13 protein-coding genes are annotated in these 17,257 nt (G+C 56.8%); 12 read left to right on the top strand and 1 reads right to left on the bottom strand.

The annotated features are described in order from the left end of the window. The first annotated feature begins 7 nt into the window (after window positions 1–7). Entirely contained in the window at window positions 8–1,339 is a 1,332-nt protein-coding gene (locus MYS68_RS14120) for a UDP-glucose dehydrogenase family protein (RefSeq protein ID WP_248926459.1), read from the top strand. Between the two features lie 272 nt (window positions 1,340–1,611). Here the strand turns inward: MYS68_RS14120 and MYS68_RS14115 are convergent, their stop codons facing one another. Beyond that, window positions 1,612–3,366 carry an Rqc2 family fibronectin-binding protein gene (locus tag MYS68_RS14115; RefSeq protein WP_248926458.1) on the bottom strand — a complete coding sequence of 585 codons (1,755 nt, stop codon included), beginning with the start codon at window positions 3,364–3,366 and terminating at the stop codon, window positions 1,612–1,614. 650 nt (window positions 3,367–4,016) lie between these two features. Here MYS68_RS14115 and MYS68_RS14110 point away from each other — a divergent pair. From MYS68_RS14110 to fmt, 11 genes are all read left to right on the top strand, one after another. After that, window positions 4,017–6,800, top strand: a complete 2,784-nt coding sequence (locus tag MYS68_RS14110; RefSeq protein ID WP_248926457.1) for a calcium-translocating P-type ATPase, SERCA-type — start codon at window positions 4,017–4,019, stop codon at window positions 6,798–6,800. Between the two features lie 207 nt (window positions 6,801–7,007). Next, the gene (dapF, locus tag MYS68_RS14105; protein WP_248926456.1) at window positions 7,008–7,853 is read left to right on the top strand and encodes a diaminopimelate epimerase; all 846 of its coding nucleotides are present in this window, start codon (window positions 7,008–7,010) and stop codon (window positions 7,851–7,853) included. 14 nt (window positions 7,854–7,867) lie between these two features. Further along, on the top strand, window positions 7,868–9,766 hold the full coding sequence (locus tag MYS68_RS14100; RefSeq protein WP_248926455.1) for a bifunctional homocysteine S-methyltransferase/methylenetetrahydrofolate reductase: 1,899 nt from the start codon (window positions 7,868–7,870) through the stop codon (window positions 9,764–9,766). 43 nt (window positions 9,767–9,809) lie between these two features. After that, window positions 9,810–10,697, top strand: coding sequence for a YicC/YloC family endoribonuclease (locus MYS68_RS14095; protein WP_248926454.1), 888 nt, complete (start codon window positions 9,810–9,812; stop codon window positions 10,695–10,697). Window positions 10,698–10,846: 149 nt separating this feature from the next. After that, a complete protein-coding gene (gene remA / locus MYS68_RS14090) occupies window positions 10,847–11,107 on the top strand; it encodes an extracellular matrix/biofilm regulator RemA (RefSeq protein WP_009672664.1) in 261 nt (86 codons plus the stop codon). Next, window positions 11,097–11,738 (top strand): guanylate kinase, encoded by a 642-nt coding sequence (gmk, locus tag MYS68_RS14085; protein WP_248926453.1) that lies wholly within the window; start codon window positions 11,097–11,099, stop codon window positions 11,736–11,738. Before remA ends, gmk begins: the two co-directional genes overlap by 11 nt. After that, a complete protein-coding gene (gene rpoZ, locus MYS68_RS14080) occupies window positions 11,738–11,953 on the top strand; it encodes a DNA-directed RNA polymerase subunit omega (protein WP_248926452.1) in 216 nt (71 codons plus the stop codon). The genes gmk and rpoZ overlap by 1 nt, the downstream gene beginning before the upstream one ends. A 124-nt stretch (window positions 11,954–12,077) precedes the next feature. Further along, window positions 12,078–13,289: a bifunctional phosphopantothenoylcysteine decarboxylase/phosphopantothenate--cysteine ligase CoaBC gene (gene coaBC / locus MYS68_RS14075; protein ID WP_248926451.1), complete on the top strand. Its 1,212-nt coding sequence runs from the start codon at window positions 12,078–12,080 to the stop codon at window positions 13,287–13,289. Window position 13,290: 1 nt separating this feature from the next. Further along, window positions 13,291–15,756: a primosomal protein N' gene (priA, locus tag MYS68_RS14070; RefSeq protein ID WP_248926450.1), complete on the top strand. Its 2,466-nt coding sequence runs from the start codon at window positions 13,291–13,293 to the stop codon at window positions 15,754–15,756. 36 nt (window positions 15,757–15,792) lie between these two features. Continuing rightward, on the top strand, window positions 15,793–16,275 hold the full coding sequence (gene def / locus MYS68_RS14065; protein WP_248926449.1) for a peptide deformylase: 483 nt from the start codon (window positions 15,793–15,795) through the stop codon (window positions 16,273–16,275). Beyond that, complete coding sequence (fmt, locus tag MYS68_RS14060) at window positions 16,272–17,252, top strand: methionyl-tRNA formyltransferase (RefSeq protein WP_248926448.1); 981 nt, start codon at window positions 16,272–16,274, stop codon at window positions 17,250–17,252. Before def ends, fmt begins: the two co-directional genes overlap by 4 nt. Window positions 17,253–17,257 lie beyond the last annotated feature (5 nt).

The raw sequence follows: 17,257 nt of genomic DNA, 5'->3' as shown, positions 1-17,257 counted from the left end.
GGTGCTCATGGGAGAGAAAATAGCCGTTATCGGTACCGGTTACGTAGGTCTCGTGTCAGGAGCATGTTTTGCGGAAATAGGGCATCGCGTCGTTTGCGCCGATGTGGATGAAGGCAAAATCGAGCGGCTTCGGGCCGCCGACATTCCGATTTATGAGCCCGGGCTGGACCATCTGGTTCGCAGAAATCTGGGAAGCGGAAGGCTGCGTTTCACTGCAGACATCGACACTGCCGTCCGCGACGCCGACATCGTCTATGTCGCTGTAGGAACGCCCGGCTTGGATAGCGGAGCAGTCGATCTTTCGCAGGTGAGCCAGGCGGTGCGGCAAATAGCCGCCCATTTGAACGGATACAAAATCATCGTAATCAAAAGCACGGTTCCCGTCGGCACATTTCGCTTCGTGGAGCAGACGGTCAAAGAAGCTGCGGGGGAAAACGCGCGGTTCGATGTAGTGTCGAACCCCGAGTTTTTGCGGGAAGGATCGGCGATCCGCGATTCGTTTCATCCGGACCGGATCGTGATCGGCGCGACGAGCGACACCGCTGCGCGGCGGATCGCCCGAGTGCACGAGAGCATGGGAACGGAAGTGCTTTTCGTGGACCCGGAAAGTGCGGAGCTGATCAAATATGCGTCCAATGCGTTTTTGGCGGCAAAAATATCGTTTATTAACGAAATGGCAAACGTGTGCGAAAAAACAGGAGCCGACATCGCTCTTGTCGCCCGAGGGATGGGCATGGACCGGCGGATCGGACCGTATTTCTTGCAGGCTGGCATCGGCTACGGAGGCTCCTGCTTTCCGAAGGATACGAAAGCCCAACTGCACGTGGCGAAAAAACTTGGATGCGATATGAAAATATTGCAGGCCGCCATCGAGGTCAACGAGCGGCAGCGCCTTCTGTTCGCGGACAAAGTGGCGCGTGCCCTGGACGGGAGCGTCAAGGACCGCATCGTGGCGGTGATGGGGCTGGCCTTCAAGCCGAACACCGACGACGTGAGAGAAGCGCCGGCTCTCGACATCATCAGGGTGCTCCGGCAAAGCGGCGCGCAAATGCGGGCCTACGACCCGGTCGCAACGGAAAAAGCCGGGCTGCATCTCCCGGGGGTTTGTCTATATTCCGATCCGTACGAAGCGATCTCCGGCGCGGACGCAATGGTCGTCTGCACCGAGTGGGACCAGGTGAAAAACATGGACTTGCATGAAGTGAAGCGGCGCCTTCGCACCCCGGTCGTCGTTGACGGCCGCAATGTGTTCGAACCGAAGCTTATGGTGCAGCTCGGTTTCCGTTACCATTCCGTCGGACGCAAAAACGTGCAGGAAGAGTATGCAGGCATCGTTTAAAAACCAAGCAGCCTTCCCCTTGGGGAGGCTGCTTGGTTTTTTGTTGTGTTTTATTGCTGAGACGCAGCTGGCTCAGTTTAAGTCCGAACAGCTCGCTGAGCTTGCCACCGGACCATAAAGGAACTACAGTGCGCTATAATGGCCATTTCGAGTGATTCGCCAAAAATAAAGGAACTGTAATTCGTTATTTTCCTATTTTGCGACGCAAATCCGGCCTCGGAAACCTGGGCCCCCCCCTTGCAGGAGGGGGGAATTAGGGTGTGGTCCCGGGGCTAGGGGGTGCCCTTCAGCCCTTTGACAAACCCTTCATCCGGCGTTACATAGAGCGTCTTCTGATTATCGTAAATGACGAACCCCGGCTTGGAGCCGTTGGGCTTGCGGACGTGGCGAATCAAGGTGTAGTCGACGGGCACCTGGCTGGAAGAGCGGGCTTGACTGAAATAGGCAGCCAGCTGCGCGGCCTCCCGGAGCGTGGCATCGCCGAACTCCGCGGCGCGGATGACGACGTGCGAACCAGGGATATCCTTCGTATGCAGCCACGTGTCGTTCGGATGCGCCAGACGGTTGGTTAAGTACTCGTTTTGCGTATTATTTTTTCCGACATAAATCGGCACACCTTCGCTGGAAGAGTAGCAGGCCAGCACGGGCTTGTCGTTTTTCTTTTTCCTGCGCGCTTTCTTTTGGCGGTCGCGGATGTATCCTTGTCCGACAAGCTCGTCGCGAATCTCCTCGATATCGCTTAAATTGGCGCTGTCCAGCTGCTGAAGCAGGCTTTCGAGATAGCGGATTTCTTCCTGCGTGCTGTCGATTTGCTCGCGGACGGCGACGACGCTGTTTTTCGTTTTCGTATATTTCTTAAAATACCGCTGGGCGTTTTCGGACGGAGTGAGCAGCGGATCGAGCTCAATCGAGATCGTTCGCTGTTCTTCGTCATAATAGTTGATGACCTCAACCTGCTTGTCGCCCTTCTGAAACAGGTGCATCGAAGCGGTCAAAAGCTCGCCCAAAATCCGGTATTTATCGGCGTCATGGGCTTCTTCGAGCGTTTCCCGCAGCTTTTCAAGCTTTTTGACATTTTTGCTTTTTTCGTTTTGCAGCAGGCGAATCAGATCGGAAACACGCTGCTTGATCGTATCCCGCTCCGCTTTATCCCCGTAAAACGCCTCCAGACATTCGCTTACGGCAGGAAATGCTGTTCCTTCGGCGGCCACATGAGTCAAGGCAATGACGGAAAAATACGTTTTTCCGGAAGCAGGCTGCTCCCTGATATTCGGCTCGTAACGGTGTGCGGACCATTCGCTTACCAGTTCCGAGTAAGGCGCCCACAGCCGTTCGGCTGCTTCTTGCACATCCGTATCCCGCCCGATGCCGCTGCGAAAAACGATTTCTTTGGCGACGAGAGGGCTGATTCCGCTAAGCTGGCGGACGAGCTTTTGCTCAAGCGATTCTTCCGGCCGGTCGGGCGGCGAATCCTGCAGCAGCTCTTTCCACTGTTCCTTCGATGTGTCCAGCGGGTTCAGCTTATGCTGTTCGGGAGGGGCGACATATTTGCTGCCGGGCATCACGATGCGATAGCTGCTGATCGCCGGCGTCACATGATGAATGCCGTCCAAAATCGTTTCCGATGCCGGATCGATAAGGATGATGTTGCTGTGCCGGCCCATAATTTCCACGACGATCGTTTTGATGCTGATGTCGCCGAGCTCGTCGCGCTGCCGCACCTGAAAACGAACGATCCGTTCCATACCGACCTGTTCGATCGCTTCGATGATGCCTCCTTCGCTGTGCTTGCGCAGCAGCATGCAGAACATCGGGGCTTCCAGCGGGTTTTGATAGGACGCCTGGGTCAGATGAATGCGCGGATAGGTAGGATTAGCCGATAAAAGCAGCTTCATATTTTGGCCTTGTGCGCGTATTTGCAGCACAATGTCCTGGTCGGTCGGTTGGTGCACTTTCGTGATTCTGCCGCCGACACAAGCTTGAAGCTCGTGTACGAGGGCGCGGACTACAATGCCGTCGAAAGACATGATGGACACTCCATTCTGCAATAAAACTGTGCTTGAGGTATATTGAACTGCCGGATCGTTATTGGCGAAACGGCGGATTATAGCGCTGATGACTTCGGCACGACTTTTTCCGTCCATGCCGCTACCAATCTTTTATAATGAAGAAATTTCGAATGTATCTTCATCGAAAAGGCTTCGATCGGAAGCTTTTCTTAACGATAAAGAATTTATAAGTTATCAGCGGAGCTGATGAAATTCTTTATCACAAGAAAAGTTTCTGCTAAGACACGAATGTATCTTCATCGAAAGGCTTCGATCGGAAGCTTTTCTTATCATGCCATATTTTGAGCGAAAACTTAAGAGGCAGCTTGATTTTAATCATTGTTGCCGTATTTGATGTACGGTCTTTGGGGATTGCATAACAGGTCCGGCGGTTTCGGCAACGGTTTAATACTTTACGGAATCGGGCCATTTCCGGCAGGGAGGGATATTTCACCGCAGATTGTGATATTTTGCGGCTTGTCTGAATACATTTACCCTAGTACAACCCTAGTGAACGCTTACGATGCCAGTTGGTTTCGGGGGCTCCCCCAAAAGTATAGGCCGCGAGAGGTTCACTTTACTTTTAGGGGACTGTTGCTGGCGCAAAAACTCTCAGGAGGGAATCGCGAATGAGTCAGAAAAAGTGGTATCAGATGTCGGCACAGGAGGTTTCGCAGGCATGGCAGACGGACCCGGTCCAGGGCTTATCTTCGGATGAAGGGCGAAAACGGCAGGGGGAGCACGGGCTCAACGAACTGTCGGAAGGGGATAAAGTATCGCCGATTACGCTGTTCCTCAATCAGTTTAAAGATTTTATGGTGCTTGTGCTGATGGGAGCCACGCTCATTTCCGGCCTGCTCGGCGAATATTTGGACGCGATTACGATCGTCGCCATCATCATCATGAACGGCATTCTCGGCTTCGTTCAGGAGTTCCGCGCGGAACGCTCGCTGCGCGCTCTTAAGGAATTATCCGCGCCGCATGCGAAGGTACTTCGGGACGGAACGGTCTGTCAAATTCCGGCACGAGAGCTGGTGCCGGGAGACGTGGTGCTGCTGGAAAGCGGCGACCGGGTGCCGGCGGACGTCCGTTTTATCGAGACGAACGGCGTATATATCGAAGAGTCCGCATTAACGGGCGAATCCGTGCCGGTAGCCAAACAGACGGAACTGCTCGGAGCGGACGAAATTCCGCTCGGCGACCAGCGTAACCTCGGTTTTATGGGGACGATGATGACGCGCGGAACCGCACGGGGAATCGTCGTTCGCACAGGCATGGAAACCGAGATGGGGAAAATCGCCGATCTCATCCAAAATACCGAATCGATGGAAACGCCGCTGCAGCACCGGCTCGAGCAGCTCGGCAAAATTTTGATCATGGTCGCCCTCGGTCTGACTGTGATGGTTGTCGTCGCGGGCATTATGCACGGACAGCCGCCGTACGGCATGTTCCTTGCGGGAGTGAGCCTTGCCGTTGCGGCGATTCCCGAAGGGCTGCCGGCGATCGTGACGATTGCGCTCGCACTCGGCGTGCAGCGGATGATCCAGCGCAAGGCGATCGTGCGCAAGCTTCCATCCGTTGAAACGCTCGGCTGCGCGTCCGTCATCTGCTCTGACAAGACGGGGACGCTCACGCAAAACAAAATGACGGTGACCCATCTGTGGCTTGGCGGCAATCTGATGGAAGTATCCGGCGACGGATACGATCCGCAAGGCGATATCGTTTATCGCGGCGAAAGCGTCGATATCCGTAAAAACCAGATGCTGCGGCGGATGCTGCAGGTGTCGGTGCTTTGCAACAATGCGAGTCTTTTCGAAGAGGAAAGCGAAGGCAAGAAGAAAAAAGGGAAAGAAGAAGCCGCTCCGGTATGGAGCATTAAGGGGGATCCGACGGAGGGAGCGCTCGTCGTGCTCGGCGCGAAGGCGGGGATTACGGCGGAATCGCTGGACGGCTTGTACCGCCGCGTTGCGGAAATGCCTTTCGACTCCGAGCGCAAGCGGATGTCCGTCATCGTCGAGCATCAGGGCGGGCAAATGGTTTGCACCAAGGGAGCGCCGGACGTGCTGCTGGCGCACTGCAGCTACGTGCTGTGGGACGACAAGGTGATTCCGTTTACGCCGACGCTGAAGCAAAAGGTAATGGCTGCAAACGAAGGCATGGCGAAAAACGCGCTGCGCGTCCTCGGCCTCGCATACCGCGACATGAAGCAGGGCGAAAGAAGCGATTCCACCCTCGAGGTGGAAAACAACCTCGTGTTTGTCGGGCTGACCGGAATGATCGATCCGCCGCGCCGCGAGGTGCGCGATGCGATCGTCAAGTGCAAGCGGGCCGGCATCAAGACGGTCATGATTACCGGCGATCACCAGACGACGGCGGAAGCGATCGCCAAACAGCTCGGCATCATCCCTCCGGACGGACTTGTGCTGAACGGCGGACAGCTGAGCCAACTGACCGACGAAGAGCTCGACGACAAGGCGGACAATATCTATGTCTATGCGCGTGTCTCGCCCGAGCATAAGCTGCGGATCGTCAAGTCGCTGCAGCGCAAAGGCCATGTCGTGGCAATGACCGGCGACGGCGTGAACGACGCGCCGGCCATCAAGGCGGCCGATATCGGCATCGCGATGGGCATCAGCGGCACGGACGTATCGAAGGAAGCGTCGGCGCTCGTGCTGAGCGACGACAATTTCGCGACGATCGTCGCAGCGATCGAGGAAGGCCGCGGCATTTACGAAAACATCCGCAAGTTCATCCGGTATCTGCTCGCTTCCAACGTCGGGGAGATTTTGACGATGTTTCTGGCCATGATGGCGGGTCTGCCGCTTCCGCTCGTGCCGATCCAAATTTTGTGGGTGAACCTGGTGACCGACGGTTTGCCGGCCATGGCGCTCGGCGTAGACCAGGCCGAAAAAGATTTGATGCAGCAAAAGCCGCGCGGGGCGAAGGAAAACATTTTCGCGCGCCGTCTCGGCTGGAAGATCATCAGCCGCGGCGTATTGATCGGCATATGCACGCTGGCGGCATTCTGGCTTGCGCTGCAGGAAAATCCGGACAGCGCTTCGCACCTCGTCAAGGCGCAGACGGTCGCTTTCGCTACACTGGTGATGGCGCAGCTCATCCACGTATTCGACTGCCGCAGCTCGCGGTCGATTTTTCACCGCAACCCGCTGCAAAACCGCTACCTGGTGCTGGCTGTCATTTCCTCGCTGCTGCTTGTGCTCGCCGTGCTGTATACACCTCAGCTCCAGCCGATTTTCAAAACGGTTCCGCTGAACCTGCGCGACTGGATCGTCGTACTGGTGTTCGCCGGCATTCCGACGTTCCTGATGGGAATCGGCAGCGTGCTGCAAAATCCGTCGAAGCGCAAATCGGTCAAATACGGCGGCGGCAGCGCGAAGCCGGCCGTAAGATAAGCTGTACCCGGACTGCCGGAGCCTCCTGTCTCCGGGCAGTCCATTTTTTTTAGCATCGGATATATATCTATACGGATGGCGGTCCACCTGCATATAATTCGAACGTATATTCTTGTTTTTCTCCTGATTATGACTAGGCATCCTGTTCATTTTGCGTTATGATAGGCTAAACGAAAAATGAAAATGAACTATGGAGAGCGAAAAACGATGAAATTTACAAAAATGCACGGGCTCGGCAACGATTTTATCGTCATAGCGGGAGAAGAGGCGCTTCCGGCGGATGCCGGCACGCTTGCCGCGAAGCTGTGCAGCCGTTTTTTCGGGATCGGAGCCGACGGTCTCGTTTACATTTTGCCTTCGGACAAAGCCGACTTTATGATGCGCATCATCAACTCCGACGGCTCGGAGGCGGAGCAGTGCGGCAATGCGATCCGCTGCGCGGCCAAGTATATATACGACAACGGCCTTGTCGATACCGGCAAGAAGGAGATCGCGATCGAGACGATCGGAGCCGGTGCGCAGCGGGTGCAGCTGCATGTAAAGGACGGCAAGGCGGAAACGGTTCGCGTCGATATGGGAGAACCTGTGCTTGAAGGCTTGAAGGTGCCGACGACGGTGGACCGAAATCCGGTCGTGGAGCATCCGGTTTCCGCCGACGGCCGCGATTTTCGCTTTACGGCTGTATCGATGGGGAATCCTCACTGCGTTATTTTTGTCGAGGACGCGGTACATTTCGATTTGCACACGTGGGGGCCGAAGCTTGAGGTCCATCCTTTGTTTCCGAAAAAAATTAACGTCGAATTTGCAACCGTTCGTTCGCGGGACCGTATCGATATGAGAGTGTGGGAGCGCGGAGCCGGACCGACGCTGGCCTGCGGCACCGGCGCGTGCGCGACGCTGGTCGCATCCGTGCTGAACGGCTATGCGGACCGCAGCGCCGTCGTATCGCTCAAGGGCGGCGATCTGCACATCGAGTGGAGTGAAGCCGACAATCACGTATATATGACCGGACCCGCCGAAGAGGTGTTTCAGGGAACCGTCAATATTTCATAAAAGGGTGTGGTACCATGAAGCCCGACTTAAGGGAAGCGCTCAAGCAGAACATCATCATCGGCGACGGGGCTATGGGCACTTATTTGTATCAAATGGGATTTCCCGTCGGAATTTCTTATGAAGAGCTGAATTTGCTGAGGCCTGACGTCGTCGAGGGTGTACACCGCAAATATTACGAGGCGGGAGCCCGGCTGATCGAAACGAATACATTTTCGGCAAACCGGGAAAAGCTGTCCAAATACGGGCTGGAAAACGAAGTCGAGGCGATCAATCGGGCCGGCGTGGAGCTTGCGCGCAAGGCGGTCGGCGAAGACGCCTATGTGATCGGAGCGATCGGCTCGATTCGTGCGGGCAAGCGGAAAAACATCCGCACCGCGAAGGTGCGGGATGATTTCAAGCAGCAGATCGACATTTTGCTCGGTGCGAAGGTGGACGGGCTGCTGTTCGAATCGTTTTACGATTTGGAGGAGCTGCTGATCGCGCTTAAAATCGTGCGGAAGGTAAGCATGCTGCCGGTCATTTGCCAGTTTGCGACCGAGGGGACGGGCACGACCCAGGACGGGTTTACGCTGCAGGAAGCGTTCCTCAAGCTTCAGCAGGCCGGGGCCGACGTGATCGGGTTCAACTGCCGAAGCGGTCCGAACGGACTTATGCGATCGCTCGAAAAAGTGAGCGGGCTGCACGATATCCCGTTTTCGGTGTTCCCGAACGCGGGTATCCCCGATTATGTCGACGGGAAATATACGTATGCGGCGACGCCGGAATATTTCGGCGAAACGGCCCGCAAATTCGCCGATCTGGGCGCCCGCCTGATCGGCGGCTGCTGCGGCACGACGCCGGAGCATATCGCCGCCATCGCGAAGTCGCTGGACGGCTACGTGCCGCAGCCGGCTGCGATCGACGCGGCGCCGCAGGCGGCGGTGCGCCCGCTGCTGCAGGTGATCGAAAGCGCAGCCCGTCCGGCGGGGCCTTCCGCAGGGGCGCCGAAGGAGCCGACGATCGTCGATTTGGTGCGCGAGCGCCACACGGTTATCGTCGAGCTGGACCCGCCGCGCGATCTCGATATCGAGAGGTTCATGGAGGGGGCCAAGGCGCTGAAGGAAGCTCACGTCGACGCGCTTACGATGGCGGACAACTCGCTTGCCGTCACGCGGATGAGCAATCTGGCGCTCGGCCATCTCGTCAAGCAGCAGCACGGCGTCCGCCCGCTCATTCATATCGCCTGCCGCGACCGCAACTCGATCGGAACGCAGTCGCACCTGATGGGGCTTCATGCGCTCGGCATCGACCACGTGCTTGCGGTGACCGGGGATCCGGCCCGCTTCGGCGATTTGCCGGGATCGAGCTCCGTATACGATTTGACGTCGTTTGAAATCATCCGGATGATCAAGCAGCTCAACGAGGGGATCGCTTTTTCCGGGAAACCGCTGAAGAAAAAAGCGAACTTTATCGTCGGGGCGGCTTTTAACCCGAACGTAAAATATTTGGACAAAGCGGTGCAAAGACTCGAACGCAAAGTCGAAGCCGGGGCCGATTACATCATGACGCAGCCGGTGTACGATCCGGAGCTGATCGTCAAAATTTACGAAGCGACGAAGCATCTCGGCGTACCGATTTTTATCGGGTTTATGCCGCTGGCGAGCGGCAACAATGCAAACTACCTGCACAACGAGGTGCCCGGCATTCAATTGTCGGACGAAGTGCTCGGCCGCATGGCCGGTCTGAAAGGCGAAGAGGGGCGCGCGATGGGCGTGCAGATCACGAAGGAACTGCTCGACGTGGCGATGAACTATTTCAACGGAATATACTTAATGACGCCGTTCCTTGCGTACGATATGACCGTCCAATTGACGAGTTATGTGTGGGAAAAGGCGAAACGCCGCGATTTCCACTTGTCCCCACATGTAAAATGAATTAGAATATATCAATGATGAAATCAATGGATGTGAGCAGGGCATGATTCGAAGCATGACCGGGTTCGGACAAGCGAACCGCTTGATCGCCGGCTACCGGGTACAGATCGATGCCAAATCGGTTAACCATCGCTATTGCGAAGCGGTGATCCGGCTCCCGAGAGAATGGCTGGCGCTTGAGGACCCGCTCAAGAAAACGGTTCAGCTGGCGGTCAAACGGGGACGCATCGATCTGTTCGTCTCCATCGAACGGGAGAATGCGCCGGGCAAGGCCGTCAGTATCGATTGGAGCCTTGCGGAAGGGATACGGCAAGCGGCGGGGCAGCTCAAGGAACGGTTCGGCTTGACGGATGCGATCGGCTTAAAGGAGCTGCTGCAATTTCCCGACGTCGTTAAAATAACGGACAAACTGCTGGAAGCGGACGATACGATCGTAGCGGAGTTTCAGAAGTGTGCCGAAGCTGCGCTGGAGCGTTTAACGGCGATGAGAGAAGCCGAAGGGCGCCACCTTAGAGCCGATCTTCTGCAGCGGCTCGATGATCTGGAGGAGAAACGCCGGGAAATGCGGCGGTTTGCTCCGCTTGTCGTCCAGGAATATGCGCAAAAGCTGCGGCAGCGGATTCAGGAGCTGCTCTCCGCACAGACGGCGGTCATCGACGAGCAGCGGCTGGCCATGGAAGTGGCGATTTTCGCGGACAGGGCGAATGTCGACGAAGAGCTGACGAGGCTGGAGAGCCATTTTCTTCAGTTCCGCAGCCTGCTGGACAGCGGCGAACCTGCGGGACGTCAGCTGGACTTTCTGGTACAGGAGATGAACCGCGAGGTCAACACGATCGGATCGAAGGCCGGCCATGTGGAATTGACCGGACGGGTCGTGAGCATGAAGGCCGAGCTTGAAAAGATTCGGGAGCAAGTGCAAAATATAGAATAAATCGATTATACTATAAGCTAAAAAGTGGAATAGTGAATTAATATCCGAGAAAGATCGACCATGTTTACGATGCAAGCTTTCCTTACGGAAAGCCTGGCTTATGCTTACGATGCAAGCTTTCCTTCGGAAAGCTCTTAGGAGGAAACCAGATGGCTATCAAGTTAATCAATATCGGTTTCGGGAACATTGTGTCCGCTAACCGGATCATTTCGATCGTCAGCCCCGAATCCGCGCCGATCAAAAGGATCATTCAGGAGGCGCGCGACCGGCACATGCTGATCGATGCGACTTACGGACGCCGTACCCGGGCCGTTATTATTACCGACAGCGACCATGTCATATTGTCGGCGGTTCAACCGGAGACGGTAGCACATCGACTTTCCAACAAGGACGATGATCATGACGAGTAGTAAAAACGGAAATCCCGCTTCGTGTGAAAGAGGGGTTCTGACCGTTTTATCCGGTCCTTCCGGCGTCGGCAAAGGAACGGTATGCAGTGCGCTTCGCAAGATGTCGGCCGGCCTTGTGTACTCCGTGTCCGCAACGACGCGGGCGCCGCGTCCGGACGAGGTCGAAGGCGTGAATTATTTTTTCAAGTCCAGGGAACAATTTCAGCAGCTCATAGACCGGGACGAGCTGCTCGAATGGGCCGAGTATGCCGGCAATTACTACGGCACCCCGCGCAGGTTTGTCGAGGAGACGCTGAACTCCGGAAAAGATATTATTCTGGAGCTCGAAGTTCAAGGTGCGCTGAAGGTGAAGAGGAAGTTTCCCGAAGGCGTGTTCATATTTCTGCTGCCTCCGTCGCTGGACGAGCTGCGAAATCGGAGCCGCGGTACGGAAACGGAGGAGGTCATCCGCAGCGGCATAACGGAAGCCGTCAACGAGCTGAAGCTCATTGAGCATTTCGATTATGCTGTCGTGGGCGACCGGGTGGAGCTTGCCTGCTCGCGCATTCAATCGATCATTACTGCGGAGCATTGCCGCAAGGAAAAGGTTTTTCCAAAAATCAGACCATGGCTGGATGAGGTGAGATCATAATGTTGTATCCTTCTATCGATAAATTGCTTGAAAAAGTGGACAGCAAATATTCGCTCGTCGTTGCCGCTGCACGCAGAGCGCGTCTGCTCCGCGACGGCGCCAAAACGGAAGTGCGCGACCGGAAATCGAACAAATACGTAGGCCTCGCGCTGGAGGAAATTTACGAAGAGCACATCAATTACGAAAAGCTGCAAAACAAAGAAGCATTAAAGTAACGTTTCGCCAAAACAACCCTTCGAGGTTGTTATTTTTTTCGTTCGCGGATTTTGTATTTGCTCGGGAATATGCGAAGCACACTTATTCAAAATAACTGGGGACTTTGTTCAGGGAGGGATTGAGATGCTTCAAGGAAAGACGGTGCTGCTCGGCGTATGCGGGGGAATAGCGGCGTATAAGGCGGCGGCGTTGTGCAGCAAGCTGGCACAGGCAGGGGCTCAGGTAAGAGTGATTATGACCAAGTCCGCGACCGAATTTATCGCACCGCTGACGTTCCAAACATTGTCCCGCCACGACGTGATGATCGATACTTTTGACGAGAAGGACGCTTCGGTCGTCTCGCATATCCATTTGGCCGACAGCGCCGACGTGGCGGTCGTCGCCCCGGCTACGGCGAATATGATCGGCAAAATGGCGCTCGGTCTGGCCGACGACATGCTCAGCACAACGCTGCTCGCGACGACGGCGCCCGTTTTTGTCGCTCCCGCCATGAACGTGCACATGTACGCCCATCCGGCCGTGCAGCAAAACATGCGGACGCTTGCGGAGCGCGGCGTTCGTTTTATCGAGCCGGGCACCGGACAGCTTGCCTGCGGTTACGTCGGCAAAGGGCGGCTTGCCGAGCCGGAGGAGATTTTCGCGGAAATCTCGCGGTTTTTTCAGCAGGACAAGCCGCTGCAAGGAAAAAAAGTGATCGTCACCGCCGGGGGGACCGTCGAACGGATCGATCCCGTCCGTTATTTGACCAACGACTCGTCGGGCAAAATGGGCTTTGCCATTGCGGAGGAAGCGAGGAGAATGGGCGCGGAGGTCGTGCTCGTCAGCGGCAAAGCGACCGCTCCCGTACCTGCAGGCGTGAACTATGTCGGGGTGGAGTCTGCACGAGATATGCTGCAGGCGGTGCTTGACCGGTTTGAGGATGCCGATATCGTGATCAAGGCTGCTGCGGTGGCCGACTACCGTCCGGCGGAGCAGGCCCCGCAAAAAATCAAGAAAAACGAAGAGACGATGACGATTACGCTCGTCAAAAATCAGGATATTTTGCAAACGATCGGGGAGCGCAAGACAAAGCAGTTTATCGTCGGTTTCGCCGCGGAAACGGAAAAGATCGACGAGTATGCGATGGCCAAGCTTCGCAAAAAGCGGTGCGATCTCGTCGTCGCCAACGACGTGAGCGCCGAAGGCGCCGGTTTTGGCGTCGATACGAATGTCGTACGGATTTACGACAAGGACGGGCTTGTGGAGGCTTTGCCGATGATGGGCAAAAACGAGGTGGCAGCGAGGCTGCTTAAGCTGGTCGCCTCCCGGCTGCCGGACCGCAAAGGAGCGGACTGATATGTACGCGAAAGTGATTGTCGACGTCCCGGCGAAGCAGACGGACCGCCCGTTCGATTATGCCGTGCCTGAAGCGCTGCGGGAATGGATTGCCGTCGGCTCGCGGGTTGGCGTACCTTTCGGCCCGCGTGTGCTTCAAGGGTTTGTGGTCGGTCTGCAGCAGCATACGGAAATGGATCCGTCCAAGCTGAAGGCGATCGAACAGGTGCTCGATTTGTATCCGCCGCTTACTCCGGAACTTGTCGATCTTGCCCGCTGGCTAAGCGAAAAATACATATGCCCGCGCATCGTTGCATTGCAGGCCATGATCCCGGGAGCGCTGAAATCGAAATACGAAAGGCACGTTCGCGCCGCGGACACTTTGGATGAAGCGGACGGGCTGATCGGCGTTCCCGGGCAGGAAGAGATTTTGGCTTATGTAAGAGGAAAGCAATCGGTTCAGCTGGAAGCGCTGCTTGAAAGATTTCAAGCGGAAGGCGCGCTTGTCAAGGAACTGATCCGCTCCGGCAAACTCATCGAATTTCCTTATATGAAAGACCGCATGTCGGCCAAAAAAGTATTGACCGTATTCCCCCCCGATCATCCGGAACAATACATCGATCAAATCCCGGCCCGCTCCGCCAAGCAAAAGGAAGTGCTTCAGTTTTTCACCCGTTCGCCCGGCCCCGTCAAATTGACGGAATTGATCTCGGAGCTCCAGATCAGCGCAAGCACCGTCAAAGGACTCGCCGACAAAGGCATCGTCACGATCCGCGAGGTCGAAGTATTCCGCGACCCTTATGCGAATCGAAGCTTCCGCAAAACGGAGCCGCTGCCGTTAACCGAAGAGCAGATGGGCGTATTTGCGGAAATTCGCGAAAGCGTGCGCACGCGGACGCATGAGGTTTTTTTGCTGCAGGGCGTCACGGGCAGCGGAAAAACGGAGGTATACCTGCAATCGATCCAGGAATGTCTCGACCGGGAACTCGAGGCGATCGTGCTCGTGCCGGAAATTTCGCTCACTCCGCAAATGGTCGAGCGGTTTAAAGGCCGGTTCGGCGATGAGGTGGCGGTGCTTCACAGCCGCTTGTCCCAGGGCGAGCGGTACGACGAATGGCGCAAAATTATGCTGAAGAAGGTCAAGGTGGTCATCGGCGCCAGATCGGCGGTGTTCGCTCCTTTTGCCAATATCGGACTCATTATTATCGATGAAGAGCATGAGACTTCATACAAGCAGGAGGAAAGCCCGAAATATCACGCGCGGGACGTTGCGATCGCGAGGGCTCGCCGCCATGGGGCTGCAGTCGTATTAGGCTCGGCGACGCCGTCGCTGGAAAGCGTCTATAATGCGACGGTCGCCATCCGTCCGAATGACGAGATGAAACATGCGTACCGATTGCTGACGATGGCGTCGAGAGTGGAAAACCGGCCGCTGCCGAAGGTGCATATCGTCGATATGCGGGAGCAGCTGAAGGCGGGCAACCGCTCGATGTTCAGCCGCCCCCTGTATAAAGCGATCGAAGAACGGTTACACAAGAAAGAACAGATCGTTTTGCTGCTCAACCGCAGAGGCTATTCGACGTTTGTCATGTGCCGCACTTGCGGATATGTGGCAAGCTGCCCGCACTGCGACATTTCGCTGACGTATCATCAAAACGCGCGCTCCGTGCGCTGCCATTACTGCGGGTACGCCGAGCGGGAGCCGGTGGAATGTCCGAGCTGCGCCGGCGAGCATATCCGCCACTTCGGCACCGGCACGCAGCGGGTCGAAGAGGAGCTCGGCAAGCTGTTTCCGGGCATCCGGGTCATCCGCATGGACATGGACACGACGACGGAAAAAGGCTCGCACGAAAAATGGCTGACCTTGTTCAGAAACCGTCAGGCGGACGTGCTGCTAGGCACGCAGATGGTCGCCAAGGGGCTCGACTTCCCTTATGTGACGCTGGTCGGCGCGTTGGCGGCGGACTCGGTGCTGAACTTGCCCGATTTCCGTTCCGCCGAGCGCACGTTTCAGCTGCTGACGCAGGTGGCCGGAAGGGCCGGCCGCCACGAGCTGCCGGGGGAAGTATACGTACAAACGTATACGCCCGAGCATTACAGCATCGTAAGCGCCAGCAGGCACGATTACTCCGGCTTTATGCGCGAGGAGCTCGGCATGCGCAAAGCGGGGAAATACCCGCCGTACCGGCGTCTGATTCTCATCACGATGTCGCACGAGCAGGTGCAGCTGCTCGTCCGTTTTGCCGAATCGCTCGTGCAAAGGCTTAAGGAGCTGGCGGAGAACGCACCCGGCATGGACGTGCTGGGGCCCGTCGCATCGCCGATCTCCCGAATCAAAGATAGATATCGGTTCCAATGCATGATAAAATATCGGGGAGGGAGCGACGTCGCCTCCCTTGTCCGGCAAGCGGTGCAATCGCTTGAAGAGACGATCGCAAAGCATAAGCTGCAGATCAGCATCGACGTGGACCCGCAGCTGTTGATGTAAATATATATATTGATGGTTATTGGAGGATGAGCAGGTATGGCGATTCGCATCATCGTGAAAGATCCTGACCCGGTGCTCAGGGAAAAAGCAAAGCCGGTTACGAAAATTAACGCCAGCATTCACAAGCTGCTCAAAGATATGGCCGATACGATGTACGACGCGCAGGGCGTTGGGCTCGCCGCGCCGCAGATCGGCATTTTGAAGCGGGTTATCGTGATGGACGTGGGAGACGAGCACGGGCTCATCGAACTGATCAACCCGGAAATCATCTCGATGGAAGGAGAGCAGTTCGGCACGGAAGGCTGCCTCAGCATACCGGGCTTCACCGGTGACGTCAGGCGCGCGATGAAAGTGGCCGTCAAAGGGCTTGACCGGGACGGCAATGAGATCGTGATTGAAGGGACGGAGCTGCTCGCCCGCTGCATTCAGCATGAGGTCGATCATTTGAACGGGGTGCTCTATACGGATTTGGCGGAAAAAATGTACCGGAGCGAGCCGCAAGGACCTGAGGAAGCATGAGTAAAAACGACGTCAATATCGTGTTTATGGGAACGCCGGAATTTGCCGTCAGCTCGCTGCGCGCGCTCGTCGAGGAAGGTTACCGCGTCGTCGGCGTCGTCACACAGCCGGACCGGCCGACCGGCCGCAAGCGGGTGCTGACGCCGCCGCCGGTCAAGCTCGAGGCGGAGCGGCACGGCATTCCGGTGCTGCAGCCGGAGCGGATTCGCCGCCCCGAAGCGATTGCCGGGCTGCGCGAGCTGCAGCCGGATTTGATCGTGACGGCGGCTTACGGGCAAATCCTGCCGAAGGCGGTTCTCGAAATGCCGCAGCACGGCTGCATCAACATTCACGCTTCGCTGCTCCCGAAATACCGCGGCGGTGCCCCGATTCATTACGCCGTCATGAACGGCGATCCGGTGACCGGCGTCACGATCATGTACATGGCGGAAGGCATGGATACGGGCGACATGATCAGCAAGGTCGAAGTGCCGATAGCGGACGACGACACGACCGGCATCCTGTTCGAGAGGTTGGCTGCGGAAGGCGCCGAACTGCTGAAGCGAACCTTGCCCGATCTGCTCGCCGGCCGCATTGTGCCGCAGCCGCAAAATGAAGAGGAAGCGGTCTATTCGCCGACGATCAAACGGGAGGACGAGCAGATCGATTGGACCCAGCCCGCCGAACGGGTGTACAACCTGGTGCGGGCGCTTCATCCGCGCCCGGGCGCTTACACGTGGTGGAACGGAGAAGTGCTGAAACTGTGGGGCTGCGTCCACCCGGTGAGACCGAAGCCGGGGCAGCCGGCAAGCCGGCCGCGTGCCGATGCGGCGCCGGGAACGGTGCTGCAGGCGACCGATCAAGGCATCGAGGTGATGACCGGAAGCGGTACGCTGTGGGTGACCGAGCTTCAGCCTGCAGGCAAGAAGGCGATGGATGCCGCGCAGTTTTTGCGGGGCAGCTCGATGGCGCCGGGGACGGTTCTCGGCAGTGGTTGAAACAA

The organism is Paenibacillus hamazuiensis (assembly GCF_023276405.1).
Taxonomy (GTDB): Bacteria; Bacillota; Bacilli; order Paenibacillales; family NBRC-103111; genus Paenibacillus_AF; species Paenibacillus_AF hamazuiensis.
This window is presented reverse-complemented; position numbering and strand designations above follow the sequence as displayed.

Bases quoted from the DNA above. Each gene is read 5' to 3' on its own strand.
- MYS68_RS14120 (WP_248926459.1), top strand. From the start codon at position 8: ATGGGAGAGAAAATAGCCGTTATCGGTACCGGTTACGTAGGTCTCGTG.
- MYS68_RS14115 (WP_248926458.1), bottom strand. From the start codon at position 3,366: ATGTCTTTCGACGGCATTGTAGTCCGCGCCCTCGTACACGAGCTTCAA.
- MYS68_RS14110 (WP_248926457.1), top strand. From the start codon at position 4,017: ATGAGTCAGAAAAAGTGGTATCAGATGTCGGCACAGGAGGTTTCGCAG.
- dapF (WP_248926456.1), top strand. From the start codon at position 7,008: ATGAAATTTACAAAAATGCACGGGCTCGGCAACGATTTTATCGTCATA.
- MYS68_RS14100 (WP_248926455.1), top strand. From the start codon at position 7,868: ATGAAGCCCGACTTAAGGGAAGCGCTCAAGCAGAACATCATCATCGGC.
- MYS68_RS14095 (WP_248926454.1), top strand. From the start codon at position 9,810: ATGATTCGAAGCATGACCGGGTTCGGACAAGCGAACCGCTTGATCGCC.
- remA (WP_009672664.1), top strand. From the start codon at position 10,847: ATGGCTATCAAGTTAATCAATATCGGTTTCGGGAACATTGTGTCCGCT.
- gmk (WP_248926453.1), top strand. From the start codon at position 11,097: ATGACGAGTAGTAAAAACGGAAATCCCGCTTCGTGTGAAAGAGGGGTT.
- rpoZ (WP_248926452.1), top strand. From the start codon at position 11,738: ATGTTGTATCCTTCTATCGATAAATTGCTTGAAAAAGTGGACAGCAAA.
- coaBC (WP_248926451.1), top strand. From the start codon at position 12,078: ATGCTTCAAGGAAAGACGGTGCTGCTCGGCGTATGCGGGGGAATAGCG.
- priA (WP_248926450.1), top strand. From the start codon at position 13,291: ATGTACGCGAAAGTGATTGTCGACGTCCCGGCGAAGCAGACGGACCGC.
- def (WP_248926449.1), top strand. From the start codon at position 15,793: ATGGCGATTCGCATCATCGTGAAAGATCCTGACCCGGTGCTCAGGGAA.
- fmt (WP_248926448.1), top strand. From the start codon at position 16,272: ATGAGTAAAAACGACGTCAATATCGTGTTTATGGGAACGCCGGAATTT.